The 24,650-nt window shown below is 42.5% G+C and carries 26 protein-coding genes and 2 pseudogenes; 10 read left to right on the top strand and 18 right to left on the bottom strand.

Annotated elements, in window-relative coordinates; translation table 11 throughout:
- Window positions 1–124 precede the first annotated feature (124 nt).
- The 4 genes from C1T21_RS00910 to C1T21_RS00900 form a co-directional block, all read right to left on the bottom strand.
- On the bottom strand, window positions 125–1,627 hold the full coding sequence (locus tag C1T21_RS00910) for an HD-GYP domain-containing protein (protein ID WP_103046839.1): 1,503 nt from the start codon (window positions 1,625–1,627) through the stop codon (window positions 125–127).
- A gap of 784 nt (window positions 1,628–2,411) precedes the next feature.
- A complete protein-coding gene (locus C1T21_RS00905) occupies window positions 2,412–2,720 on the bottom strand; it encodes a hypothetical protein (RefSeq protein ID WP_023986779.1) in 309 nt (102 codons plus the stop codon).
- A gap of 99 nt (window positions 2,721–2,819) precedes the next feature.
- A complete protein-coding gene (locus C1T21_RS27650) occupies window positions 2,820–2,942 on the bottom strand; it encodes a hypothetical protein (RefSeq protein ID WP_023986778.1) in 123 nt (40 codons plus the stop codon).
- Window positions 2,943–3,280: 338 nt separating this feature from the next.
- Window positions 3,281–3,610 (bottom strand): hypothetical protein, encoded by a 330-nt coding sequence (locus C1T21_RS00900; RefSeq protein WP_023986776.1) that lies wholly within the window; start codon window positions 3,608–3,610, stop codon window positions 3,281–3,283.
- A gap of 144 nt (window positions 3,611–3,754) precedes the next feature.
- Here C1T21_RS00900 and C1T21_RS00895 point away from each other — a divergent pair, with 144 nt between their 5' ends.
- A complete protein-coding gene (locus tag C1T21_RS00895) occupies window positions 3,755–4,123 on the top strand; it encodes a VOC family protein (protein WP_103046838.1) in 369 nt (122 codons plus the stop codon).
- Here C1T21_RS00895 and C1T21_RS00890 read toward each other — a convergent pair.
- From C1T21_RS00890 to C1T21_RS00875, 4 genes are all read right to left on the bottom strand, one after another.
- The gene (locus C1T21_RS00890; RefSeq protein WP_103046837.1) at window positions 4,108–5,772 is read right to left on the bottom strand and encodes a CoA-disulfide reductase; all 1,665 of its coding nucleotides are present in this window, start codon (window positions 5,770–5,772) and stop codon (window positions 4,108–4,110) included. The genes C1T21_RS00895 and C1T21_RS00890 overlap by 16 nt on opposite strands.
- A gap of 190 nt (window positions 5,773–5,962) precedes the next feature.
- On the bottom strand, window positions 5,963–7,255 hold the full coding sequence (locus tag C1T21_RS00885; RefSeq protein ID WP_023986774.1) for a homocysteine synthase: 1,293 nt from the start codon (window positions 7,253–7,255) through the stop codon (window positions 5,963–5,965).
- A gap of 145 nt (window positions 7,256–7,400) precedes the next feature.
- A complete protein-coding gene (locus C1T21_RS00880; protein WP_258012325.1) occupies window positions 7,401–8,018 on the bottom strand; it encodes a nucleotidyltransferase family protein in 618 nt (205 codons plus the stop codon).
- A 63-nt stretch (window positions 8,019–8,081) separates the two neighbouring features.
- Window positions 8,082–8,720, bottom strand: coding sequence for a flavin reductase family protein (locus tag C1T21_RS00875; protein WP_103046836.1), 639 nt, complete (start codon window positions 8,718–8,720; stop codon window positions 8,082–8,084).
- Window positions 8,721–8,818: 98 nt separating this feature from the next.
- On the opposite strand from C1T21_RS00875, the gene C1T21_RS00870 reads away from it, so the two are divergent.
- Window positions 8,819–9,508: an ArsR/SmtB family transcription factor gene (locus tag C1T21_RS00870; protein WP_103046835.1), complete on the top strand. Its 690-nt coding sequence runs from the start codon at window positions 8,819–8,821 to the stop codon at window positions 9,506–9,508.
- 24 nt (window positions 9,509–9,532) lie between these two features.
- Here the strand turns inward: C1T21_RS00870 and C1T21_RS00865 are convergent, their stop codons facing one another.
- The 3 genes from C1T21_RS00865 to C1T21_RS00855 are packed head-to-tail and all read right to left on the bottom strand — an operon-like array spanning window position 9,533 to window position 12,177.
- Complete coding sequence (locus C1T21_RS00865) at window positions 9,533–10,687, bottom strand: hypothetical protein (RefSeq protein WP_103046834.1); 1,155 nt, start codon at window positions 10,685–10,687, stop codon at window positions 9,533–9,535.
- A gap of 58 nt (window positions 10,688–10,745) precedes the next feature.
- Window positions 10,746–11,339: a dienelactone hydrolase family protein gene (locus tag C1T21_RS00860; protein ID WP_103046833.1), complete on the bottom strand. Its 594-nt coding sequence runs from the start codon at window positions 11,337–11,339 to the stop codon at window positions 10,746–10,748.
- On the bottom strand, window positions 11,323–12,177 hold the full coding sequence (locus C1T21_RS00855) for an aminoglycoside 6-adenylyltransferase (RefSeq protein ID WP_103046832.1): 855 nt from the start codon (window positions 12,175–12,177) through the stop codon (window positions 11,323–11,325). The genes C1T21_RS00860 and C1T21_RS00855 overlap by 17 nt, the downstream gene beginning before the upstream one ends.
- A gap of 175 nt (window positions 12,178–12,352) precedes the next feature.
- Between C1T21_RS00855 and C1T21_RS00850 the strand changes: the two genes are divergently transcribed.
- The 3 genes and pseudogenes from C1T21_RS00850 to C1T21_RS28370 form a co-directional block, all read left to right on the top strand.
- Window positions 12,353–12,895: a GNAT family N-acetyltransferase gene (locus C1T21_RS00850; RefSeq protein ID WP_061830017.1), complete on the top strand. Its 543-nt coding sequence runs from the start codon at window positions 12,353–12,355 to the stop codon at window positions 12,893–12,895.
- A gap of 109 nt (window positions 12,896–13,004) precedes the next feature.
- Complete coding sequence (locus C1T21_RS00845) at window positions 13,005–13,370, top strand: cupin domain-containing protein (protein ID WP_103046831.1); 366 nt, start codon at window positions 13,005–13,007, stop codon at window positions 13,368–13,370.
- Between the two features lie 109 nt (window positions 13,371–13,479).
- Window positions 13,480–13,674, top strand: a pseudogene (locus C1T21_RS28370) (alpha/beta hydrolase family protein); the annotation flags it as partial.
- A gap of 79 nt (window positions 13,675–13,753) precedes the next feature.
- Here C1T21_RS28370 and C1T21_RS00835 read toward each other — a convergent pair.
- The gene (locus C1T21_RS00835; protein WP_103046830.1) at window positions 13,754–14,569 is read right to left on the bottom strand and encodes a DUF2935 domain-containing protein; all 816 of its coding nucleotides are present in this window, start codon (window positions 14,567–14,569) and stop codon (window positions 13,754–13,756) included.
- 195 nt (window positions 14,570–14,764) lie between these two features.
- Complete coding sequence (locus C1T21_RS00830; protein ID WP_180984527.1) at window positions 14,765–14,998, bottom strand: hypothetical protein; 234 nt, start codon at window positions 14,996–14,998, stop codon at window positions 14,765–14,767.
- A gap of 288 nt (window positions 14,999–15,286) precedes the next feature.
- Here C1T21_RS00830 and C1T21_RS00825 point away from each other — a divergent pair, with 288 nt between their 5' ends.
- Both C1T21_RS00825 and C1T21_RS00820 read left to right on the top strand, forming a co-directional pair.
- On the top strand, window positions 15,287–16,267 hold the full coding sequence (locus tag C1T21_RS00825; RefSeq protein ID WP_103046829.1) for an SPRY domain-containing protein: 981 nt from the start codon (window positions 15,287–15,289) through the stop codon (window positions 16,265–16,267).
- A 281-nt stretch (window positions 16,268–16,548) separates the two neighbouring features.
- Complete coding sequence (locus C1T21_RS00820; protein WP_103046828.1) at window positions 16,549–17,190, top strand: hypothetical protein; 642 nt, start codon at window positions 16,549–16,551, stop codon at window positions 17,188–17,190.
- A gap of 239 nt (window positions 17,191–17,429) precedes the next feature.
- Here the strand turns inward: C1T21_RS00820 and C1T21_RS00815 are convergent, their stop codons facing one another.
- Both C1T21_RS00815 and C1T21_RS00810 read right to left on the bottom strand, forming a co-directional pair.
- On the bottom strand, window positions 17,430–17,978 hold the full coding sequence (locus C1T21_RS00815; RefSeq protein WP_374703713.1) for a glycosyltransferase: 549 nt from the start codon (window positions 17,976–17,978) through the stop codon (window positions 17,430–17,432).
- A 157-nt stretch (window positions 17,979–18,135) separates the two neighbouring features.
- The gene (locus C1T21_RS00810; RefSeq protein ID WP_103046827.1) at window positions 18,136–18,384 is read right to left on the bottom strand and encodes a WGxxGxxG family protein; all 249 of its coding nucleotides are present in this window, start codon (window positions 18,382–18,384) and stop codon (window positions 18,136–18,138) included.
- A 154-nt stretch (window positions 18,385–18,538) separates the two neighbouring features.
- Here C1T21_RS00810 and C1T21_RS00805 point away from each other — a divergent pair, with 154 nt between their 5' ends.
- Window positions 18,539–19,057, top strand: coding sequence for a DUF3231 family protein (locus C1T21_RS00805; RefSeq protein ID WP_025723699.1), 519 nt, complete (start codon window positions 18,539–18,541; stop codon window positions 19,055–19,057).
- A 182-nt stretch (window positions 19,058–19,239) separates the two neighbouring features.
- Here C1T21_RS00805 and C1T21_RS00800 read toward each other — a convergent pair whose 3' ends face one another.
- Window positions 19,240–20,661, bottom strand: coding sequence for a tetratricopeptide repeat protein (locus tag C1T21_RS00800; RefSeq protein WP_103046826.1), 1,422 nt, complete (start codon window positions 20,659–20,661; stop codon window positions 19,240–19,242).
- 827 nt (window positions 20,662–21,488) lie between these two features.
- Between C1T21_RS00800 and C1T21_RS00795 the strand changes: the two genes are divergently transcribed.
- Complete coding sequence (locus tag C1T21_RS00795; RefSeq protein ID WP_103046825.1) at window positions 21,489–22,481, top strand: YiiG family protein; 993 nt, start codon at window positions 21,489–21,491, stop codon at window positions 22,479–22,481.
- 228 nt (window positions 22,482–22,709) lie between these two features.
- A pseudogene (locus C1T21_RS27645) lies at window positions 22,710–22,898 on the top strand (tyrosine-type recombinase/integrase); the annotation flags it as partial.
- Between the two features lie 762 nt (window positions 22,899–23,660).
- Here C1T21_RS27645 and C1T21_RS00790 read toward each other — a convergent pair.
- The gene (locus C1T21_RS00790) at window positions 23,661–24,377 is read right to left on the bottom strand and encodes a hypothetical protein (protein ID WP_103046824.1); all 717 of its coding nucleotides are present in this window, start codon (window positions 24,375–24,377) and stop codon (window positions 23,661–23,663) included.
- Window positions 24,378–24,398: 21 nt separating this feature from the next.
- Window positions 24,399–24,521, bottom strand: a complete 123-nt coding sequence (locus tag C1T21_RS27640; protein WP_258012324.1) for a hypothetical protein — start codon at window positions 24,519–24,521, stop codon at window positions 24,399–24,401.
- Window positions 24,522–24,650: the final 129 nt, after the last annotated feature.

The following is a 24,650-nucleotide window of genomic DNA, read 5'->3' as shown; positions in this document are numbered from 1 at the left end:
CGCGTTTGCCTTTCTTGTACATCATAACATGAAGCCCCATCTTTCGACATGTCGAAAGATGCTTACATTCCTATATAAAAAAAGCGAACCTCAATGGCTCGCCCTAGTGCTGATACCTATAGAGTCAGCTTGTGATGCCTTTGTTCCGGCGCCACTCTTTGACAAATAATTCGGCAAAATAAGGGTCCCATTGGGTTCCCTTTCCCTCCTCCAATATCATAACCGCCTTCTCTTCCTTCATACCTTGCCGATAGGGACGATCAGACGTCATCGCATCATAAGCATCCGCTACAGCAATGATTCGCCCAAATAAGGGGATATCTTCCCCTGCGAGCTGGTCAGGGTATCCCTTGCCATCATAACGCTCATGGTGCGAGCGCACGCCGGGCAAATAAGGGGCCATAGCATAAGCCGGCTCAACTTGCCGGAGAATGCTCTCTCCCATAACCGGGTGCATTTTAATCTGATCAAACTCCTCGTCCGTCAGCTTACCGTCCTTGAGCAGCACAGCGTCAGCCACGCCGATTTTACCGATATCATGCAGCAAGGCTGTTTTGCGCAGCAAGTCGAGGTCCGTCTCATTCAAACCTCCCTTGCGCCCAATGAGTACGGAATATTCAGCTACACGCAAAGAATGTCCTGCGGTATAGGCATCTCGCGCATCCAGTGCTGCCGCCAAGGTGGCGAAGTAACTGTCCAATAGCTGACCGTTCTTTTCTTCCCGTTCCTTCAGGCCCTCGATCATCATGTTAAATCCTTCGACCAGCTCCGCAAATTCGTCCGAATACAAATCGCTGGCATTACTGTTCAGGCGGCCTTCCTTCACTTCATTCATTTTTTCCAGCAGATGGTGGATCGGCTGTTCGATCTCACGGGTCAGCAACCTGCCGCCCAGATAAGCAAAGGCTACACCAAAAATTAAAATCGTACCCGCCCAAGCCCAATAGGAGCTAGAATCCGTCGCCTCCCAACGTTCCAGGCGAATCTGTGTAGCTAAACAAAATAAAAATAAAGGAAAAGCACCAATGAGCGTCGCACTTAACTGAAATTTATGCCGAAGCGATAGCAGGACTCGTCCTCGCAGAGACAGGTTTAATCCATATTGCTGGTAGGTTCGATCACGAATTTCCTCCAGAAGCGGTTTGATTGCTCTCATGGTCAGGAAAAATTCAACCAGTGCGTGCATGGAAGCGACCAGACAAGCTCCTATACAGGCGATTCCTACATAATAAAAGGGAAAAGTAAGTTGTCCAGTATGTATCATCCATAGCGCAATAACGGTTGCCGGGATAGAGAAGCCTAACAAATGCGGTCCAACAATACGTAAAACTGACAAATTAGGCAGATGATGAACCCGGATATACACCGCTTCTACATCCTGGAGCGTTTCCTGGTTACCTAGAAAAAAACGATGAACGGGTCTCAAATGCATTCGAAACACTATGGTTTCACAAGCAATCATAATAACGCTGGAAAATGCAATAATTTTAACAAGACCCAGAATTTCATAGTGGGCTACATTTAACGTGGAAAATACAAAAATCATACCTACCAACAATACAGCGATAAACGAACCTATAATATAGTTCAGGATAACATGCTGAATAAAGCGCTTATAGGTCGGCAAATTGCTACCCCTCTTTTCATCCGTACACTCTAAAATATCTTGTGTATTCAATATCGGAGTCCAACCATCAAAAGTTTACCTTCTTGCTTGAGCATTTTACATAAATACGAGGACGGCTTTTAATCTGCAATTTATAGATGGAAAATCATCTTATTCTTAATTAAGAAACTCGCGAGGGAAGGACATTTTAGCCATCATTTTTCCAGTCTATCATCAAAAAACAAAAAATGACTTGTGTTTTATAATCATTCTTGCTATACTATTAGAATATGTATTAACCCCATAAGATTCCACGCAACAAGCTATTACTCCTAATCACCGTATGGAGCTTCTCCAAATTTTATGTATAACCCTAATGTAGAATTTTGAGCTTTTGCCGAAGATTTTCACATTCACACTGGCGCGGTCATCGGAGCCGCAAGGACGAAAGAGAGGTAGGGCTTTTGTCGTTTGGAAAATGAACAGTGGAATCACACTGCCCCTTATGAACATGCTGACCATATAATGCAAGGTAGCAGGGGTTGAATATATATTATGCCATCAAACGATGAAGTTTGAGCAGGCCGTGCAGTATATGCAAACTGCACCATCCTCCGGATGATCCCCGGGGGATTTTTCATATACGGAAAGCATATCTATGAACAAAAAAGTGGCCCTGCCGATACATCGGCAGGGCCTATAGCTTGATCAAAAAGGGGTTAATAGGGTCATTATAGTCTCGCTTTCTTAAAACTAAATGATATGCACCTTAAAAACTCATTAATTTTCCAGTTTTATATACCTTCTAATAATTCGTCCAATATTCTGTACCATCGGGCGGCATCGTTTGCGTAGTGGAACGTCTTGTTTCCGCTTGAGTGCGCCTTTGGGTCGAGGGACGCTCCCACCCTTCCAGTAAAACAACATGCTGGGTACCCGAATTGTTTTCCCAAGTGATGTAGCGTTCCTGTTCCATATGTCGCAAGGCGACTGTAATTTCAGCGTCTCGCTTGCCTGTTTTTACGGTCAATTCCGCCATTGTGGGCATGTGGCGATGCTGGGCGAAATAATTATACAAAATACGTAGCAGCTTTCGTTCCAAATCTGGCAACATCGTCTTCCCTCCTACAAAGAACATACGTTCCCATTATAACATATAAAAATGCATCCTCCTACTGGAAGATGCATTCGGGCTTTTATGCCCATGTTGAATTTAGTTTTTTTCCTTCTCCTGACGACCAACAGAGCGCAACCACCAGGCGATTCCACCAACACTTCCAAGTGCCAGAACCGTTAAGAAAATAATATAGAACAAATGAAATGCACGATCACTCATGGCAATCGCCTCCTTACTTTATGTATACACTTTCCAGCTAAGCCTGTAAACCTCTTTTTAGTCCCACATTCTAATTTTTCCCAGGTAATCAACAATAAATACTTGCTTGAGATTCATCGGTACATACTAACTAAAAGTGGTTAATACCAAATATGAGACAGACCAAGGAGGTTATTGAATATGAAATTCCTATTGATCGTGATCATCGTCGTGCTGATCGTTGTATTGCTTATGAGAAGACGCAGATAAGCAGAGACATCCTACATTGTTAAAAAAATACAAAAAAAGGCTTTCGGCACATCACCGAAAGCCTTTATCCATCTGAGGTTAAGGCTAAATTACGCCTTGTTCTTCTTGTTATATTTAATAAAAGCAATTACAAGCGCTACAGCAAACAATATTCCGCTGACCACCCATGTTGTCAGAAATGCCATACCCAAACCGACATTAGACCCCATCGTCGGGTGATTCATGGCAGTAAACACTGATCCCTGCATCATAAATATGGTACAGAACAAAACAACGGGCGCTAAAATAATCGTGCTTGCTGTCTTCCGAGTACCCGATACTGCGATCACGCACAGAGCGGAAATCACCAAGATCACCCAATATATAACTGCTTCCCAAATCACTGAAGTGCCCACCTGTTCAACCTCTTTTCTATCCATTCGTATATGCCTCTTCTATTGTAACAGACGTCACACAGTGAACCAAGCCATAATTTGATCAGAAAAGGGGTAAACCCTGCGGATAAGGTAAATAATGTACAGTAGCGATCCTACACCAAAGACATGAAAGGAAATGATGATCCCATGAGAAGTGCAAGTCCTTTTGTCATTGTAAACGATGTGCAGCAGTCCATTGATTATTACCAATCGGTGTTAGGCGGGAAAATCAAAGTGCTAAACAAGCAGGAAGGCAGACTCTTGCACGCTGAACTTCACCTGGGTAGCAGTCATATCCATTTTTCAGATTCCTACGGTAAACCGCTGAAAGCACAGCATGTACAAATCATTCTCGACTGTGAAAGTGAGGACGAGCTTAAGCAAGCTTACCGCGCACTAGCAGAAAAGGGTACCGTTACCGTGGAGCTACAAGATACTTTCTTTGGTGCGTTGCACGGCGAAGTAACGGATCACCTCAACCAGATTGGATGGGTGATGAACTATTTTAAGAGATGATCACATTCAGCCATAACCGAATACGTCTTATAGCCACCATCAACGTTCCTCACCCGATAACCGTTTTGAGTCAAAATTCTGGCCGCAATATAGCCTCGCAGACCGACTTGGCAGGATACCGCGATCTCCAGATCACTGGGGATTTCTGCCATCCGCTCTCTAATCTCGGCCAGAGGAATATGAATCGAACCTGGAATGGCCCCTGCCTGTAGCTCCACCGCATCCCTAACATCAATAATAAGACCACCATTGCGGTGAAAATCATCAACTTCATGCCACTGTATCGTTTGGACCAGCCCATCCATGATATTCGAAGCCACGTAACCCGCCATATTCACAGGGTCTTTTGCTGAAGAATAGGGAGGTGCGTAAGCAAGTTCAATATCAGCCAGCTCACGGACGTTCAAATGACCACGAATAGCCGTCGCAATCACATCAATCCTTTTGTCTGCTCCATCAGCTCCAACAGCCTGCGCCCCATAGATCATCCCGTTCTCAGGATTAAAGAGCAGCTTCATAGCAATGGGTGATGCGCCAGGGTAATAGCCGGCATGCGAACCAGGATGAATATGAACAGCCTGATAAGGAACGCCCAGCCGCTGTAATGTTTTTTCATTATTACCTGTAGAAGCTGAAGTCAATGCAAAGGTCTTAATTACGGATGTTCCAAGCGCCCCATCATAAGAAATGGCTTGACCGTTAATATGATCCGCTACCAAACGCCCCTGACGATTGGCTCCCCAAGCTAGTGATACCATCGTTGCAAACCCATGATTGCGGTCTTTGACCTGGATGGCATCCCCCACCGCATAAATGGCCGGATCGCTGGTTTGCAGTTGGGCGTTGACCTGAATGGCGCCGCGAAAACCAAGTTCCAATCCGCTTTGCTTAGCCAACTCATTTTCAGGAACAACACCGATCGCCAGAATAACCATGTCCGTATGAAGCACACCCCCGGAGGTCAATCGAAGTTGTGTCCCCTGCTCTTCAAAAGCCGTGACTCCTTCCTCTAAACGCACCTCCACCCCGTTCAGCCTCATATGCTGTTCTACCCATTTGGCCATTTCAGGGTCCAGCGGATTCAATAATTGTTGACCCATATCAATAATAGTTACTGCAAGTCCACGCTCCCGCAAATTCTCGGCCATCTCCAGCCCAATAAATCCGGCCCCGATCACCGTGACATGCTGGGGATGTCTTTCATCTACATATGCTTTAATGACGTCCATGTCATGAATGTTTCTTAATGTAAATACATTCACAGCTTCATGTAATCCGGGAATGTCCGGTATCATCGGTTTGGCTCCCGGCGACAATACCACAATATCGTACGGCTGCTCATCTGTTTCCCCTGTAATCATATCGCGGAAGCGGACGAGCTTCTGCTCGCGGTCTATTTGTATCACTTCTTTCAGTACCCTTACATCTATATTAAAACGGTCTCTTATCCCTTGAGGCGTCTGGAGAAACAGCTTCTCCCGCGCATGGATTGTCCCGCCAATATAGTAGGGAAGGCCACAGTTCGCAAAAGAAACATGCTCTCCGCGTTCAAACAGAATAATCTCGTCTTCCTCATTCCATCTACGCAATCTCGCAGCAGCAGAAGCTCCACCTGCTACCCCGCCAATAATAACTATTTTCCTACCCATTTCTTCCCCTCCTCATATACCCTACGGGGTATAATATATACCTATGGGGGTATGATGTCAACACGCAAAAAAAGACGGAGGTTGCCCCCCGCCTGATCAACCCTGAACGAATACCGATCTGGGTCGAAAAATCACTTGCGATGCTACACGAATGCTCTGTCACACTTAGTCTAAGAAGGGTCTACTGCTACTACTGCTGGCTGGCCGCGATCGCCTGTTCCAGATCGTACAAAATATCGTCTATCGCTTCTGTCCCGACAGATAGGCGTAACAGCTCTGGTTTGACTCCGGCAGCGACCTGTTCTTCCACATTCAACTGCTGGTGCGTTGTGCTTGCCGGGTGAATAATTAAAGACTTGGAATCACCCACATTCGCCAAATGAGAAAATAGCTTTACATTCGCAATTAGCTTGCTTCCCGCTTGGCTTCCACCTTTAATACCAAAGGTCAGGATTGCTCCTTGTCCTTTCGGCAAGTACTTTTGAGCTAATTCATAGGACGGATGGCTTGGCAGCCCGGTGTAGCTGACCCACTCCACATCCTTGTGGCCTTCGAGATATTGCGCTACCTTCAAGGCATTCTGACTATGTCTTTCCAACCGCAGATGAAGTGTCTCCAAGCCCTGAAGCAATAACCATGAATTAAATGGAGAAATGGCTGCTCCCAAGTCCCGCAGCAATTGCACCCGTGCCTTGATAATATATGCGATAGGTCCCACCGCCTCGGTGTAAACAACTCCGTGGTAGCTCGGGTCCGGCTCAGTCAGTCCTGGGAAACGACCACTCGCTTTCCAGTCAAACTTGCCGCTGTCCACGATCACCCCACCAATAGACGTACCGTGTCCGCCAATAAACTTCGTTGCAGAATGCACGACAATGTCCGCTCCGTATTCAATAGGGCGCAACAAGTAAGGACTTGGGAATGTGTTATCCACAATTAGCGGAATACCATATTCGTGCGCAATCGCCGCTACAGCTTCCACATCCAGCACATTGCCCTGTGGGTTGCCAATCGTTTCGGCAAATAATGCCTTCGTCTTATCCGTAATGGCTTTGCGGAAGTTCTCTGGGTCATCCGAATCGACAAAATGTACTTTAATGCCCAATTTCGGCAGTGTTGTAGAAAATAGATTATATGTACCGCCATACAGACTGGAGGCCGACACAATTTCATCCCCAGCTCCCGCAATGTTCAGGATGGAGAAGGAAATTGCCGCCGCTCCCGAAGCCGTTGCCAACGCGCCAGCCCCGCCTTCCAACGCGGCGATCCGTTGCTCGAATACATCCGTGGTCGGATTCATCAGACGCGTATAAATGTTGCCGAATTCTTTCAGCGAGAACAAATCAGCCGCATGCTCCGCATCCCGAAATCCATATGAAGTGGTTTGATACAATGGAACGGCGCGGGCAAAGGTAGTAGGATCAATTTGTTGTCCGGCATGGACAGCGAGAGTTTCGAATGACAGCTTGCGTTCTTCTGACATGGTTATTTCCTCCCTTGTTATACGTGCTGTATGAATCGTCTCTTCCTGTATGCGTACTCATGGATGATTTTTCAATCATTCTCGCACAAAAAGAACGATTTGGGAAGATAATTCTCATTATTCAGGTAGGATATTATTAAAATGTTCAATTCGACTCCCAAGGAATAACTCTTAGTCCCGGCCAATTGGCTCTCCATCTTTGTACCTTGTTATTGTATATCTCTTGGGTTATCTGGACTTTATTAGCCCTCACGATTAACCCAAACAGATCATTTAATCCGAAAGGGGCGTAAACTTTCCAAGCTCCGCCCTCTGTCCTTCGCACGCCTAAGGCCGTAGCAGTCGTAGGCCAAGTATTGATAGCTTCCTCTAGAGAGTTATACGGTTGGATCGTATAGCCAAAATGCTGTTCATACCACAAGTGAACGCGCGCCTGATTTTTAATATCCAGACGGACAGGCATATCCATATCTCCAAACTGTTCCCTGACGTTATGGATCACCTCGCATTCTTTGTCATACGATACGTCGGCATCATAATACACAAAATCAACATCGTTAATCCCATGTTGAAGGGGCAAGCCGAGCAGGTGGTTCCAGACACTTTGCGCAATACACCCGGCACCTACGTAATAATGCTTTATTTCTAACTCAACTGCTTTCTGCAACACTGCATCTAGCATAGGGTTTGACTCTATAATCCGGGTTAGACCATCCATCTGAACAGCAAGATCCTGATTATAAACAGAGAAATTGGTTTTCAACTTGTACCCTCCATTTTCTAAAATAAATGCTTCATCAGGATTTATTTACATTTCATTATATCATCAGGTTTCAGACCGGAAGGTTTTACCCAACTGCTCCCCAAGGCCGAAATAATGGCGGAAGTTATAGATGAGCGGGCTCCACTTTGTCGGATCAATATGGTTCTCGCCGAGGATGATATCCTGATGAACATGCACCTGTATGGCTTGAGTTTCGACGATCGCAAAATAAGGAGAATGGTTAGGGATTCTTACATCCTTGACCTTGGCTTCAATTTGAATAGGGCACTCCCTGATTCGGGCGGGCTTGACCCTATTCGACTCAATCGAAGTTAGTCCGCTGATCTCATACTTATCTTTATGGTGCATAAACCCATGTTCCTTTTTTTCCGCTGGAACAGGATTCTTGCCTGTATAAGGAGCCAAACGTTCTACATTTTCCCACATCGAAGGCCCAGGAACATTGATTACACATTCGGGATGCCGCTCCATATTTTCTAATGCTTTGCCACCTGTTCCAATGCCTAGTACCACACAATCTCCTAATGCCCACGAGGAGGAAATGGGGCTAATATTGGTTGTTCCATCCTCATTCAGCGTGTTGAGTAAAATCACAGGGGTTCCGTAATATAAAATGCTAGGGTTAATCGTTATAACGTCTGGGCTATGATTCATCTCATTCATCTGATGTATTGGGTTCATCATCTCTTCTCCTTCTATTCAGATCTACCTCCCTATTGTAAAATATAAATATTTCAACCTTCATCGAAGTATGGATTACAAAGGGGGATAATCGTGCCATGAGTACCAAGTCAAATGTAGCCATGATTGCTTCTCTTGTTAGCGAGCCTTCCCGTGCAGCTATACTCACCGCTTTATTAGACGGCAGGTTCCACACGGCAAGTGAATTGGCCCATATGGCAGGCATCAAACCGCAAACAGCCAGCTTCCATCTAGCAAAAATGACCGAGGCACAAGTCGTTACTGTGCAAAAACAGGGGCGGCACCGTTACTATGGCATTCAAGACCCCGAAGTTGCCCGGGTGATGGAGTCATTTTTATCTATAGCTCCGCCTGTCCCTATCCATTCATTCAAACATGCCTCTGAAAACGAGGCCCTACGGTTGGCAAGAACTTGCTACGATCATGTTGCGGGTCAATTAGGCGTACAGCTCATGAATTTTTTCATTCAAAAGGGGATTCTTTTCGAAGATCAGGACGGGCTTCATATCACGGAATCAGGAGAGGCTTTCTTCACTGACTTTCAGATTGATCTAAAAAAAACAAGACAAAAGCGCCGCTCCTTCTCACATAAATGCCTGGATTGGAGTGAACGACGCCATCACCTTGCAGGTGCTTTAGGAAGTGCTGTTCTAGACAGATTATTCGAATTAAATTGGATCGAGCGTCTGCCCACAACCCGAGCGATACGTATTACAGCCGATGGTAAAAGAGGTTTTAAAGAGATATTTTCGATAGAAGTCGACTAGATCATCATAGTTCTAGTCCTTCTCTTATTCCGCATTGGATTTTATGATTGGAGACAAGGCCAGTTGTTTTCTCGTCATTGGACGGACATAGGCATAATTGTTTTTTGGAGCCTTTCCCTTTGCTACACCTGCTTTATATCTTCCAGCTCCAGCCGGGATGGCGACCAAGGTTCCGTACGTTCTCATCGCTCGTTCAATCGGGAAAGATGTAGAACGCGTTCCGTCTGTAGATCCGGCAAAATGGACCGCGGCCGCATAGTTGTTCAACCGATCGTTACTGTCATTCAGCCATACGGAACCTGAATCTCCAGGCCCAGTTCGTCCCTGGGTAAAACGAATGACCGTTTGATCACGGAAAATCTTGATTCCCGAATCGCCTCTCACCCTTTGTTCCACGCCAATCGCCTCCACGACTCCTCTGGCGAAGCCGTTGGTTTTTGCCATTCTTTTAAACGTCATTCCCAGACGGTAGCTCAATAAGTGCCCGGGTACGGTAATGAGGCCACCGCTTTGGTTAATCAGATACCTCGGGTTAAGCAGACTGTTTGAATTGGCAATAGCAATGGCAGAGTCCTGAAAGTTAACACCTGTCGTAGTAAGCGGGACAAATTGAAAAGCTCTCCCGATCTGATCCGCCGTTCTGCCCCCATCTGCCGGAGAAGGCTGAATGGTATTGTGAAATTGGTTTGTATTCGTCGGGACTAGAACATGGGCATTACTCAAAATAAACAAAGTATTATTCTTAATAACAATGAGTCCTCCGGTTCCTCCTGCAGTGGTGGGAACCGTCGTTCCTACACTGACTGCACCGGGCACAGGGCGCCATCTTTGGCGAGGGTTCGTTTGGGTAGGAGCCGTCGCTTCCCTTTTGAAGGAACCCACACCTAAAATTCGGATAGGTACCGCAGAAGCCCGACTTATATTATGGGTTACTGCCTGCAATTTGGTTTGCGTCACAGCCGAAAGATTTCTCAAGGTATATAACACAATCGCCGCACCCTTTGCGGGTCTGTTAGGATCAGCATAGCCTACTCCAATCCCTGTTACTCCGTTCCGCTTTAGCATCGTTCGCCAAATCCGACTCTTCAATTTGAAGGCTTGATAAAAGGTAGCCACAGCCACATACATCCCCTTTTCATAGTCAATGATGTATATACATATGACTAATTCGCACATCATGACTGTGCGTTTCCCCAGAACAATGAAAAAGGTGTGGGCTAGATGAACTGTTCATTGATCAACCTTCCTTGAAGAACTCTACCATTTCTTTAAATGATTGCTGAGCTGAGTGTACGTTATATCGGGGAGAGTACGGGTCACTGAATCCGTGCTGTCCACTGAATTTATGTACCCGGATATTACGGTTGTCTAAAGTTGAAATGAGCTCATCCACATTAAATGATGGTTCTTCCTGTGGGAAAAAAAGCAGTATTGGACAATGTGGAGCTATTTCTAAATAATTTCTAATACGAGAGCCATAGTATCCTACGATTCCATCAACATACTTTTCTTTACTACACAGCCAGGCAATCGTTGCCCCTATGCTAAAGCCGACGATAAATACCTTTTTATAACGAGCTCGATTACTTAATAATAAACTTTCGATATGATAGAAAGCGCGGTCAAATCCTATATTATTCATAAAATTGGTGTAGGCAGTTTCCTCTTGCGAATAGTCATAAGGCGTTTCTTTGCCTAGTAAATTTGGACAAATGACAGCATAGCCCTGATCCGATAATGAGCTGCAAAAATTTTCTATATGCTGGTTAATCCCATAAATCTCATGCAGCACAACAATTAGGGTGTCCGACTTTTTATCTATGCTTATCATATTGTCCCCCTAACCAGTTTTGAATATGGGAAAACAAGTCATTCGGATACGAGTATTTATACTTAGCTGCCACTTCCGAGGATAACCGTTTGAACAACTCAAAGGATACGACCAGTGCTTCCCAACTATGATTGGGATCATATTCCCCAAAAGATTTTCTCAAATCAGCAACGACATCTTGATCAGCCCATTCATTTATGAATTTCCCTGCATGCCAAGTATCATATTCCGATCCATGTACAGCTTTTGCATGCCACTCTATCATTTGCAGCAATAATTGTTTACAGTCCGTATCTCTTTGCTTAGCTACCCACAGATCATTGCGCAAAATTTGTTTAGCCACATAGAGAGAGGCGAAGCAATACATGTTAACAACCTGTAGATAAGCACCTTCAGATATCGGAGGAGTACCCGGGATCGTAGTGGTTTGAGGGATGATTTGGTTTCCATTTCCCGTCTTATCGAGCAGCATCCTGCCCCCCCGCTGAAACCCTTCAGGAATACGTCCATTTTTGATTATATGATCCAGATCGGATGTATGACGGAATAGAAAATCAACCTCAGCCCCTTGGTCAAAGAGAACGAGTTTTTCCGGATCTCCTTTTGCCGTTCGAAACATAAAGCTGGTCCAAACCTTGCCGATGTTTAATAACCATTGATCATTTTGAAGATAGTAATCTGGATTCGTTGAAAAGACGACTACATCCAAGTCAGAAAACTCATCAAAAGGTTTGTCCTCTCTTGCCCGGGACCCAACGATATAAACCGCAATAATTTCTTCATTAGAGAGTCCCCATTCGGATATGCGCTCCTCAAGCACTTCGTAAGTATAATTCAACTTTCTGGCCTCCCTTTTTTAGAAAACATTATATGCAATCCAATAATTTCGCTATATATTTTTTTGTTAACATTCAAAGGAATGCTGCCTGATATACACCATTCATCAAATCATTTCCCAATCTTCAGCCTGTGATATAATTCTTTCAATATTATAGTTTGGAAGGATGGTGCAAATGTCGGAGCAGCAAGTATACATCCGGTTCTCTGAGGAGACGGACGCCGCAGAGTTGGCAGCAATGTACAAGCGCAATCAGGAGTTCTTTGATAAGTTTTCACCAAACAACCAAGAGAAGTACTATACGGAGGAGTACCAGCTCCAGACGATTATTAAGAGCAAGACCGACATGATGGAGGATCGGAAATATTCCTTTGTGGTATGCCACAAGGAGGACGACCGGATTATAGGCAGCATAGGTCTATCTTTTGTGGTGAGGGGGCCGCTTCAAAGCTGTATGATCGGATACAGCCTAGACCAAGCATATAACGGCAAGGGCTATACGACGGAGGCGGTGAAGCAGGTGGTTCGCTATGCTTTCGATGAGCTAAAGTTTCACCGAATCTTCGGGGAAGCCTCTCCTCGGAATCCAGGATCCATCCGTGTGCTTGAGAAGGCTGGCTTTCATAAAGAAGGCATCTCTCGAAGCAACGTAAAGATCAACGGAAAATGGGAGGATCACCAGGTACTGGCGATTATAAATCCGTCAGAGGATATCTAGTTTTTCAGAGCGAACAATCGTTTAACCATTGTAGGTAGTAGATAAAAGTACCAAATCTCAATATTCTTATTACTGTAATTGAATTTCAGGAAATTCCAAGGAGGTTATTATGAAGTATCAATCAATCAAACTGCATGAAAAGTTATCTAAGTTTAGTGATCATTGGTCTCCGAAAGTTATTGGTGAAATGAATGACTATCAATTTAAATTGGTGAAAATAGTTGGGGATTTTGTATGGCACGATCATCAAGATACTGACGAGGTCTTTATTGTACTTGAAGGCGAGATGTTTATTGATTTTAGAGATGGACGGGTACAGGTTTCTCAGGGAGAAATGTTTATTGTACCTAAGGGGGTCGAACACAAGCCTTTCGCACATCAGGAGTGCCACATCATGCTAGTAGAGCCGAGAGGTGTAGTAAATACTGGAGAAGCGGATTCAGAATTAACAGCAGTCAATGATATTTGGATTTAAAATGCAATAATGACGAGCTTTAATACAGAATAAACATACGTGTTTTGTGCTAATTCGAGCAAGGAAAAGTATGATGGATGATAAGAAACGCAGAATTTTAGAATAGTGCGTGCCAGATCCTAAGAAGGTACAATACAAAACAGTAAAAAACGCCGGACATTTCTCCTTTCTGAGTCCTTTCCCGGAATCGATGAGGACTCCGGCATTTCTCCCATCGCAAGACCCTCCCGGCTTTGATCGCGAACGTTTCCATAGGATGCTTAATGCTGACATATTGGATTTTCTATGTACTCATACACGTTAGTTGGAAGACAACAGCGGCTGTCTAAGACTTTATTTTTCAGGTCTTGGTCTGCCGCTGTTGGATTTTTTGTTAGTTTCTCTCAGTGCATGATTTCTCTCTTATTCACCTTAACACCTGATAAGGATTGATCAAACATATCGAGAATAAAAAGGAACCTCTCAGCTTCACGAAATACATGATCGGCCAATAAAGGATGGATAATGCTTTTTATTCGGCACTCGTCGATTAAATCACGCGCTGTTTTCTTAAAATCACGCAAAGACTTCACAGAGACACGGTTCTCATCAACAAATTGACTCAGGAGTGGAACGGTTTGTGACTGTGGCCGCATATGACTTAGGTCAATCGCTTGAAACATCAGCATATCAAAATCATTACTAAACTCCCTAGCTTGTTCAACCAGTTTACGTTCGGATGGATCAAGCAAATGGCCTATAAATTTTGCGTGATCGGCCATGATTTTTAAGAAAAATACATTTTCATCAATAATTGCATCGGGTAATGGTTCAAGCTTTCCTGAATTGAGTTCTCCTAAACGATTTCTGAAATAATTGGCTTCCCGGCTTACGTGATCTACCAGTAAGGGAAAATTGGTTTGCCCAGGAAGTTTGCATTGTAATATAAGGCCCAATACCATTCTCTTAAATGCCCAAATATTTGTCGCCGCATTCTGAACTTCCGTATTAAACTCTTTGATTGTATAAGGATCTGTCTCGGTATTAAATTCATGCGACCTTTTCTCAATATCCTCAAAAATGGCGTAGAACCGATTGGCTTCTGTTTTAAGTTGAGTATCTTCCGCTCGAAAACCTAACCCCAGAAAAAATGAATGCTCCTTCATAATCCTGGACCAAAATCGTATTTCATCTAATGAGCGTGAAACGAATGCATCCAATCATATCCCTCCTCTATGTGAGCAAAAAAGCACTTACTTAGTCATATGGGATATGCCTTGTCATTATGAATATCGAATCCTACGCCTCATACAATCTAATTCCGAAGTTGAGCTATTGTGACTCGTAACTCTGTTGCCTTATTTATGTACGTGAAATATTTCTCTATACTGGCTATTGACCGTCGGAGTTATTAGTCATTCTGGGTCCTCTCCTGATACTAGGTCTATTCGAAATTCAAACTGGTCTCGCATAAAAATTTTACCCGCTATCTTAACTGATTCTAGCTTAACCTCCTCTACTACTCCCCCATAATCCTCAAATGTCACACGCAATTCCTCATCAACGGATACAACGTATACATGTGCCTGGACCAGAGCAGCTCCAAACAACTCCATGTCTGTCTTCAATACTTTATATGTGCGTTTCACGATGATCACCTCAAATATTCCATTTCGGTGAACCACATATGGATTCCTTCTGCTTTAAACATTTCTGCGCATGCATCCACTGTTTCTTACGAAGCTTAATCGGATGTTTCTTCGAAACCTCCAATTTAATGACTAGTGCCTTTATACTTTCGACGACCTACGTTCCCCTGAAACAAATTTAATTCCATAATAATACTCATATTTGAATATATATCATTTAATGTTTGGACAATTCTCCCAATCTAATTCTATAATTCACTTGTTATTACATATATTTAGGAGGAAGTCCTGAAAAATATTATATTCAAAAAACTTGGAACAATAGTGTTAGCCCTTCTCATTGGAGCTTCGGTGTTCTCCTTGTTCCCTGCCGTTACAAAAGCTGAGACTACAAATGTGACTTGGAAAAACGGATCTGTAGTAACTTCTCTTGGGGAAGTAGGAGCAAGCGACAAAGCAACAGTGGGAAAAACAAAAGGAAAATGGTATTGGGAAGTAAAGGTTAGCCACAGTATTTCATTAGTAGGAATAACAGGTGAATCTGGTCCGAAATATCAAGCATACTACGGTTATAGTGGTGAAATTATAAATAAAATTACATCAGACGTACGAACAGCTTATGGTCCTATGTTTGGACTTAATGATGTTATCGGTGTTGCACTGGACTTAGATAACGATAAAATTGTTTGGTACAAGAATGGCGTTTCCCTGGGAGCCAACACCGTTAAACCATCTGAACTAGAAGGAACACAGGTTTTCCCGATGGTCGCGAATGGAACTGGTGGAAAAATGACTTACGAAGCTAATTTCGGAGCAAGCGATTTTAAATATCCAGTTCCTGAAGGATTTTTGCCTTACCAAGAATCAGGTACATCTACAACACCGGATCCATCTACAAAGCCTGATCCTTCTACTACACCAGACCCATCTACAAAGCCTGATCCTTCTACTACACCGGATCCGTCTACAAAGCCTGATCCTTCTACTACACCGGATCCGTCAGATACCGATGGGGCCTCCCAACCAACTGGTGATCGCGCCATTCTGACTGTAACCATGGACAATGGGTTTGATAAAGAATTCGATCTGAGTAAAAAAGAACTCAATGCCTTCATCGCTTGGTATGACGCTAAAGATGCTGGTAGAGGTGCTTCTTTCTTTGCCATTGACAAGCACAATAACAACAAAGGTCCATTCAGCAATCGCAAAGACTACGTAATCTTCAACAAAATTCTCACATTTGAAGTAAGCGAATATTCAACTAAATAAACATGATGAAGGACTTCATATCGGCTAATATGCCGATGAAGTCCTTATTTACATTTACTGTAATCTCGAGATCACGCCTAAACTGCTATACTGGACGATACATTTTTTCTGGACTAAAAGTTTGCACATCGTTTTTTTTAACAAAAAAAGCACGGCTTCCAAAAAGCCTGGAAGCTGTGCTGTGCTTTGCTTATGTATTCAACACCAATATTCGATAATAAAGGTAACAAGATAAAATGAGCAACTACCTCAACCGATGAGGATACACAGGAGAATTCGTCATGTTAAAAAAAATTCTATCCATTGCTCTACTTTCTGTAGCTTTAACAGCTTGTGGAAGCAATTTTAAGGAAACAACGACAAGGTCTGGGTCTTCAAGTACATCCTTTGCTACTGAACAAACAGCAAGCAATGAAAATACTGCTCAGCAAGCTTCTACAAATGAGGTCACAGATAAACAATATTTATTTGCTGAATTCATGAAAGATGGAACACCCGTGTTAACAGAAGATCAAGCTTCTATGGAACAAACATCTTATGACTTCATTGTTAAAAACAGTGACTTATTTCCTTCCACAGATAAAAGCAAAGTCATTAATCTAGTAGATAAATCCGTAACAACAAAACACTTAAATAAAAATCTGAACTTATACTTAAACAAATTTGTAAAAATAAGCGGTGATGTAATAGATATAGAAGAAGATAACATTCCTATAGGAACAACGGCTATCGTTTATATTAGTGATGAAAATGATAATACAGTAATGGCAGTTTATCCGGGAGCAAGTGGAGAAATTTTTGAAGGAGACGTTGCCACAGTTATTGGAGTTCCTATCGCTAATTTTTCATATGAAAATGTCTCAGGTGGCTATACGAATACTACACTGTTAGCAGCTTCTTTTCTCACGAAGGAAAATCAATAAATTTTAATGTGCTTGAGTTTCACAGAATGCTGATGAAGGAAATTGAACCCCTACGTATTATGAGTGCGTCGAAATAGAGTCAATAACATTGAGCTGCGGGAGAACGTATATCGGTTCGACATGCCGATTGCATTCATAGTTGTATTAACGATTCATTAAACCGATAAAAAAGCTTTCTATACCACCCTTTGGGGCGATTATAGAAAGCTAATCTGCTTGGCAGCGTCTATAGCGCTCACTTAAAATTTTTCAGGAAACTGTTTGACAGTGCCTTCTGTCAAGATGTCCGCTAAATGAATCATATGGATCTCGTTTTTGTCGATTACTGCAATATAAGCTTTCCAATCTCCTTTGATACAGTCAAGGACTAATTCCGTAATCAACTGAAGGTGCGTATACAGCATATCTTGTAGCGCTTTAAACTGCCAGTTCGGATTCGCTGCACTTAAAAACCTGGCGATATCGTCGGCGTTTTTATGCCAATCCGCATCTAGCTTTTTCACATCCGCCTGATTGCCCGCTTTGGCAGCCGCTACAATTTTCCCCGCGATCAGAATATGCTCCCTCAGAAGACCCGCCAGCTTATTACCGGCGGCCTCCCCATAATAAGGCTCGATCACATTGCCTATATCCTGCTGGTTCCGTAAAAGCCGGTCCAATACGTCCTTCTGATCTTGACGATTAGATATGGCGCTGACAATATAACTTCTGGTACATACCTTCTGCATATCGCCTTTCAGTTGCACCATTTTGGAACTTAGGCAAGCAGAATTCTTCTCCTCGCCTATCTTCGCTTGCGCGACTGCTAGCCATCATCGCAGAGATCAAAAGTGGTGTCTTAATCTTTATTCTTCGTCTAAAGACATAGTTCGATTAAAAACAATCCCCACCGACCAGGTTAGGTTAGCGGGGATTGTTAAGTTGTTTTTGAGTTGTTATTTACGATTATCTTTTTTTGTGGTTTTCAGGCTCGCGACGTTTTAAACCCGCCAATCCAATTAACCCCAACAGACCAAGCCATCCCCAATTATCATTATCGTTATCGTTATCGTTATTATTAGTAGTCAGCATTTGTGTTCTACCATTATCGTTTGTGCCCATATTGGTATCACCGTTTTCAGCAAATGCTACTGCCGCTCCAAAACATGAAATCATTAATGCAACAACAACCATTATCTTCATTTTTTTCACCATACCTAAACCACTCCTTTAAATTTTGTTTGAAATCAATTCTTTAATGAATTTAGCATGCCCAGTAGGACTTATTTCGTATACATACATTAAATCTTCACTACTGGGAATCATAAATTTGTACATCATTAAAATTAAAAAAGGAGTGGTTTTTATAATGGGTATCCTAAGCGGGAATCCAAAAGACGAGCCCATGCATTACGGTGAAATTTATAGTGTGTGGCAGTTTTCAGCGTTAGCGAAAGGCAGCGTTTCATTTTACCAAGCATGTTTAAACCACGCAGGAGACAAAGAACTCAAAAAAATACTGGATGATCTTATTGATCAAGCTAAACTGGAAATCCAGGAATGCGACGCAATGCTTACTGATAATGGTATTGCTCCAGCTCCTATTTTGCCTGAAAGACCCCCTGTGAAACTTGAGGATATCCCGGTTGGTGCAAGGTTTACTGATCCCGAAATTGCAGCTAAAATCGCATTAGATACCTCTGTGGGATTGACATCTTGCAGCCAAGCTATGGGTCAATCCATTAGAGAAGACATCGGGGCTTTATTTGCGAAATATCATCTAACTAAGACTGCTCTGGGAGTTCGTATTCTAAAAATGAACAAAGAAAAGGGTTGGCTAATACCTCCCCCTCTTCAATTAAAAAGACCTGAACCAGTTAAAGCCTAAACTTCCCGCACGAATCTTCAACACACTGTTCCTTAGATTGTTCAACAAAAATCCCCGCCGACCAGTTAAGGTTTGCGGGGATTTGCTTTGCTTACGTTTAAGCACCTCCGATGGTAACGTAAGGCTGAATACTATTGTGGTGGTTAAGGGCTTGATCCGGCACAGTAACAATAAACAAAAAGCTAGCCGCAATGATCAGCAGTACCATTTTTTTCAACATTGGTCATCCACACCTTTTCAATAAAATTTAAAAATGCTGCTTTGGTTTCAGGAACTGCATAATCTCGAAAATGTAAAAACAAACCCATGCAGTTTATAAAATAAGTCTCATTATTTAATGTATGATAACTTACCATTGCATACATCAAATGTTTAAAACCATCAATGTAAGATCCTCGATGTAAATAATAATAAGCTAACTCGTAACCAAACCACGCGATATAATCCGGTATCACCTGTTGGGTATACATATCATCTGATGATGGTTGCTGTTGTGCAAAAGCGTTTATTTCGGCTTCAAATTGCTGAAGTATACCTTCCACATCTATGTTATATTGGTTTGCTGAAATTATAACATTCAACAGTTTTGAGATTTTCTCATTCTCGTTAGTGGCTGATGTCGCTGCAATATATTCAACATAATCTTGAAGCACACTTATATCTCCTGACAACAGTTTATATACGTAAGTATTACCTTCTGCCCAACTTTTAAACAAGCTAACCCAGTGTTGAGTGTCGTCGTCAGTCTCTTTGACCCAATCTAGATTAGCGTAGGTGTATGTATAATCTAGAGCTTGTTGATAGTTGCCTTGAGCTTCACAGACACTCGCACACAATAAATCGGCATAGGAAATGTATACAAACAAGGGACGACTTAGCTGCTTATTAGTCTCGTCACACTTTCGATTCTTCTGTTGATGTTTCAACGAATATTGAGTTTTCGCTTTTTGCTTCATTTTTTTCGCTGTTTCATCAACCTTATCCCATTTACGCAAAGAACGATACACGTTAGCCAAATCCTTCAGTGCGTCGAGTTGGTCTAATTCATCTAAGCGCTCAACAAAAGCTTCAAATATCGTAGCTGCACTGAGATTGCGACTTTGATCGTCTCCAATTTGAATCGTGAATATACGATATTGACAGATGGCTAAGCGCTCAGAATGTTGGTACTTCTCCGCTTCAGCTACGCCCTCATAGAGCAGCAATGCAGCATCATGTCGTCCCTGTGCTAATAGCGCTTCTGCCATATCAAATAGTTTAGGCGAATAGAGTAGGTTGTCCATGATGATTTCTACCACTCGACGGATTGCACCCAGCTTGTCCAACTCCGCACAGCGATACAAAAATGGCTCAATTCGTCTCATATTCGGGGGATGATCGATGATGTAGTTCTCTATAAATAGATCATAAAAATAGCCTTCTGGTAAACCCATAGCCTCAGTAATGCGATCTATCTGGTTAACAGACATAGATTTATTTCCTGACACTATGCTACTTACTATCCCCCTGTTCATGCCTGCAATATGTCCAAACTCCGTCATGCTCAAAGCCTCTTGTTGTAGGTACCTGTCTAATTCCGCCCGAATCGTAGGTGTATGCTTCATGCCATAGCCACCCTTCGCATAAATATTCCATAATTTTTAAAAACATACTTCATTTTTCACCATAATTGACCAACTGTCAATATACCGTGCAACTAATGCTAGAATTTAATTTTTAGCATGAAACGAAAACAAAAAAACTAATTATATATAACATAATAATCCTACTAAAAAGACCTCAGCGTATAAGATTGTCCAAAAAAAGTCTGTAATTATTTAATTACGTTCGCCCTAAGGCTCCTCAAATATTTATAAATGATCCGAAGCCGTTAGAAGGAAATAATTGAGGCAACAAGACGAGATTGATGCCTAATGCTCTCTAAAGTACCCTTCTCCGTCTCCTGCGAGTAGAATGATCTTTTGTTTGCGATCCCAGCCCTCCAGATGACGATATCCCGTAGTGTAGAATTATCCGCCCCCATAAATATAGTTATCTTGCTCTAAAGCAAGCAGCCTAATTTTTATGTCCTCTGTGCGCCTCCCCGTCTTTATCTCCAGATCCTTCATAGCTGGCACAGCGGCCTGCTGAAAGCTAGTAGACTGAACGGCGACGTTAAGCTAACGAGCAGGACAGTTCCAATGGAATACAAGCATTTAGGAAGTTGGCAGAACAATCGTCAACAACAAAGAAATTTATAAAATTATGCTACTCAAGTCTCAAGACCTATTCACCAAATAAATTTAAAATTGAATAGATTGTTTCACAATCAACATTGATATGCGGCGAAGAGGGAATTTAATCGACCAGAAGAGGTCAGTTGTTCTCTCCCTATTCAGACATCTTACAAAAGAAAAGCACGTTAAATTACTCAGTCGGAGGAATCACTATTTTGAGAAAGCTATCATTCTTTATTGCCATTATCATATTAGGTGCAATGTTGTCCGCTTGTTCTGCCATTACATCCACCGTGGATCAAGCGTCTGCAGGTGTTACGTCCGGCGAGAGCAAAGAAATCGAAAAATACAATGCGTATGTGAGGCTGAATAACTTGATGACAGGCAGAATCAATGAGGTTCTGGTTCATTATTTCGAGAAGTTCGGAGTTGATACACAGCCTGTAATCGAGAAGAACTTCAGCTTCATCATGCTCGGCGTTGCTGAAACTGAGCGGGAAGTTATTGATAAAGCGAACGGCTATACCGCAAGCCAACCTGCTTTTGCGAACGCAGACCCCGCAGTGATCAAACTGACACCGGTCATCAATGATCTGTTGTCCGTCCTGGACGAGATGAAAGCCTACTATGATACAAAAGGCTACGTGGATGATGATTTCGCAAAAGGAAAACAGCTGCATACCAAGCTGGTAAGTGCCAATCTCGCTTACGAGACTGTCTCCAAACAATACTTCACGGCTATGCAAAAGTTGGGTAACGAGCAGCGTCTGGCTGAACTGCAAAAACTCAAGGATTCAGACCAGCAGATCAGGTATAATGCCTTGAAGTTCATGATAGATGCCGAGGCTACGGCCATTGAAATGGATGAGCAGGGTATCACCGCCGACAATGTGCTGCAGCTTGATATGACGAAGTTTAAAGCCAAATACGACATTATGACCGCAGATCTGAGTGCGCTCATGACAATCTCAAAAGACAAGAATCGAGTTCAAAAAGAAGGGATTAACAGCTTCAGTATCAGGAACTATGTTGATTCAGCCACTGAGGCAAAAGCGGCTGCTTCGAAAGTCATTGAACGCATCAATAAGAAGGAACCTGTATCTGATTCTGACCTGAACGGCCAGTTCCTGAACACTACGGATGGCACACCTGAGAATTTCAATTATAAGCTAAGCAAGGCAGTCGAACGATATAATGAAATAAATTAAGCGTATCTAACGATAGGGGCTGCGAAAACAAATACGGAGTTCCGGTAACGAACAAGCTCTGCCAACCATAAGGTTAGCAGAGCTTTTGCTTTAAAATCCTCCAATGGTAACTTGAGGGTGAATGCTATGATGGTGGTTAAAAGCTTGATCCGGCACATTAACAATAAGATTTAAAAATGCTGCTTTAATTTCTGGAACCGCATAATCCTGGAAGTGTAAAAATAACCAACATTACTTCTCAAAGCTGGTATTCATCCGAACATCGTTCAAGAGCGACTTGGACATTCGTCTATCAATGTGACTCTGGATACCTATTCACATGTTCTTCCGAATCTCCAAGAAGCGGTGTTAAAAAACATTGGCGATTCAATCACAGGAGAGAGCATTAGCACCGAAAAACCTACTTTACTAGACTAAAGGGTAGAAGAATGGTAGAAGAATGCTCAATTCAACAAAAAAGCGCGACCTCCAAAAAGCTTGGAAGCCGCGCTGTGCTTGAGTTTCATAGAATGCTGGTGAAGGGAATTGAACCCCCGGCCTACGCATTACGAGTTTGTAGCGACAAGGTTTTGCTAGTATTAACAAGACCCAAAAACCTTGAGGTATAAGGTTTTTGGGTCTTTTAAGTGTCATTAAGTAACGTTGTGTTTCCCTAAGTATGTTTGCATTTCTGTTTGCATTTTTAAAGACAAACGTCTGAGATCGAATTTTCAGAAACAACTCTAACTTTGGTTATTTCTCCTGTTCCCATAGTTTTAGTGATTGCTTCCGCTATCAGAGAAATGTACTCATATTTAATATCTTTTTTTATTGTAATTGTGTCATGTTCCATTTAATCAACTCCCATGATGTGATGTTTACTGGCAATTATTTTTCATGTATACTCACGTTGATTCAATTTCCTGTGGGGCTGATTTGGCTATCCTGGCAGGGATGCCAACCCACATTAAGCGCCTCTCTTTTGGGAGGCGTTTTTTTAACTCCCTTCCCGTAACGAGAACTTGCGTTCCTGTTATTCTATTTTTTTGAATCTCTTACCCCTTTTATATCAACTATCATGTTATGGCGTAAAGGGGAAAAATGTCGTATGATGTCGAATTGATTTGGGCCATCCTAGGGTAGATTGATATTGACAATGAAGATAAAATATGATAATAAAAACCCGACCATTGGCCGGGTTTAGTTATTTTTGAAGTATTTTTTCAATTTTCTATGTTTTGGCTTCGATATCGGACACGTATAATCCGTATCTTTAAACCTAACTATCGTGCCAAAACTGTGTTCATCAAACCCAGCTACCTTGGATACATTTATGAGGTGGCCTGGAGTTGCGGGAAATAGATAAGGAAAAGCATCCTGGCAATGTCGCATGGTAAGAGCAACCACGTAAAATCCGCCAGCATAATAGAAACGCGGTACATGGTAATTTTTCTTCGGGTCCCACATGTCCATATAATAAACGTCTCTAGCAGGAAAAAGACCTGACTTAGAATTAACAGTGCCTATAATAAAACGCTGATCGGTCGGCCGCTTATTGGCAGCTTCTATAAGATCAGTAAGCACCGTCGAATTGAGCTTATTAACGCTAGTATACACGTCAGATTCGCCGAAAAAAACTTTCCCTCCATATTCACCTGTTTCCGTTCTAGAGACATTTTTTAAATTTACCAAGTTTCCCGAGTCCAAGCTAATAAAATCGGGGAATCCATCAGCGAATTCCCCGTGTGTTGTAGGAGCGGTAAAGTTTCCATCCGTTGTAATGAAGAAGGGTATTTCATAATTGGACTTCGGTATCCATCTCTCTACACACACTAAGTCTTTTTCAAAAAATGAATACCTATTTCCAAAGTCCCCACTTGGAAGTATCTCAGGTGCGAAAATTTGTCTGTTTTCCATATGAGTATGTTCATTTCTTTTTTAGTTCTTTTTTAATTCTTTTGGAAGCGGCATTGCGCCTACCAATGTTTTTTCGGATCTAGAAGATTTTTCTGCATCGTTAACTAACAGTTTAGATACAAGACGCGCGATACTCTTTTTCATTGTTGCTCACCTCCCTTCCGTGGTAGAAGTAGAATAGCTTGAGCCGTGAAAGATAGAGCAATTACAGGGGATTGGATTAAAAAATTACTAAATACAATAACTAACGAAATCCATTTTAAATACGGATCC

This window comes from Paenibacillus sp. F4 (assembly GCF_002894905.1).
Lineage (GTDB): Bacteria > Bacillota > Bacilli > Paenibacillales > Paenibacillaceae > Paenibacillus > Paenibacillus polymyxa_B.
Note: the sequence above shows the minus strand (reverse complement) of the source record. Positions and strands in the feature narration are given on the sequence as shown.

What these genes read in the sequence shown, in the direction of transcription:
- C1T21_RS00905 (WP_023986779.1), bottom strand. Translation starts at nt 2,720, where the DNA reads ATGTTGCCAGATTTGGAACGAAAGCTGCTACGTATTTTGTATAATTAT.
- C1T21_RS27650 (WP_023986778.1), bottom strand. Translation starts at nt 2,942, where the DNA reads ATGAGTGATCGTGCATTTCATTTGTTCTATATTATTTTCTTAACGGTT.
- C1T21_RS00900 (WP_023986776.1), bottom strand. Translation starts at nt 3,610, where the DNA reads ATGGATAGAAAAGAGGTTGAACAGGTGGGCACTTCAGTGATTTGGGAA.
- C1T21_RS00895 (WP_103046838.1), top strand. Translation starts at nt 3,755, where the DNA reads ATGAGAAGTGCAAGTCCTTTTGTCATTGTAAACGATGTGCAGCAGTCC.
- C1T21_RS00890 (WP_103046837.1), bottom strand. Translation starts at nt 5,772, where the DNA reads ATGGGTAGGAAAATAGTTATTATTGGCGGGGTAGCAGGTGGAGCTTCT.
- C1T21_RS00885 (WP_023986774.1), bottom strand. Translation starts at nt 7,255, where the DNA reads ATGTCAGAAGAACGCAAGCTGTCATTCGAAACTCTCGCTGTCCATGCC.
- C1T21_RS00875 (WP_103046836.1), bottom strand. Translation starts at nt 8,720, where the DNA reads ATGAACCCAATACATCAGATGAATGAGATGAATCATAGCCCAGACGTT.
- C1T21_RS00870 (WP_103046835.1), top strand. Translation starts at nt 8,819, where the DNA reads ATGAGTACCAAGTCAAATGTAGCCATGATTGCTTCTCTTGTTAGCGAG.
- C1T21_RS00865 (WP_103046834.1), bottom strand. Translation starts at nt 10,687, where the DNA reads ATGATGTGCGAATTAGTCATATGTATATACATCATTGACTATGAAAAG.
- C1T21_RS00860 (WP_103046833.1), bottom strand. Translation starts at nt 11,339, where the DNA reads ATGATAAGCATAGATAAAAAGTCGGACACCCTAATTGTTGTGCTGCAT.
- C1T21_RS00850 (WP_061830017.1), top strand. Translation starts at nt 12,353, where the DNA reads ATGTCGGAGCAGCAAGTATACATCCGGTTCTCTGAGGAGACGGACGCC.
- C1T21_RS00845 (WP_103046831.1), top strand. Translation starts at nt 13,005, where the DNA reads ATGAAGTATCAATCAATCAAACTGCATGAAAAGTTATCTAAGTTTAGT.
- C1T21_RS00820 (WP_103046828.1), top strand. Translation starts at nt 16,549, where the DNA reads ATGTTAAAAAAAATTCTATCCATTGCTCTACTTTCTGTAGCTTTAACA.
- C1T21_RS00810 (WP_103046827.1), bottom strand. Translation starts at nt 18,384, where the DNA reads ATGGTGAAAAAAATGAAGATAATGGTTGTTGTTGCATTAATGATTTCA.
- C1T21_RS00805 (WP_025723699.1), top strand. Translation starts at nt 18,539, where the DNA reads ATGGGTATCCTAAGCGGGAATCCAAAAGACGAGCCCATGCATTACGGT.
- C1T21_RS00800 (WP_103046826.1), bottom strand. Translation starts at nt 20,661, where the DNA reads ATGAAGCATACACCTACGATTCGGGCGGAATTAGACAGGTACCTACAA.
- C1T21_RS00790 (WP_103046824.1), bottom strand. Translation starts at nt 24,377, where the DNA reads ATGGAAAACAGACAAATTTTCGCACCTGAGATACTTCCAAGTGGGGAC.
- C1T21_RS27640 (WP_258012324.1), bottom strand. Translation starts at nt 24,521, where the DNA reads ATGAAAAAGAGTATCGCGCGTCTTGTATCTAAACTGTTAGTTAACGAT.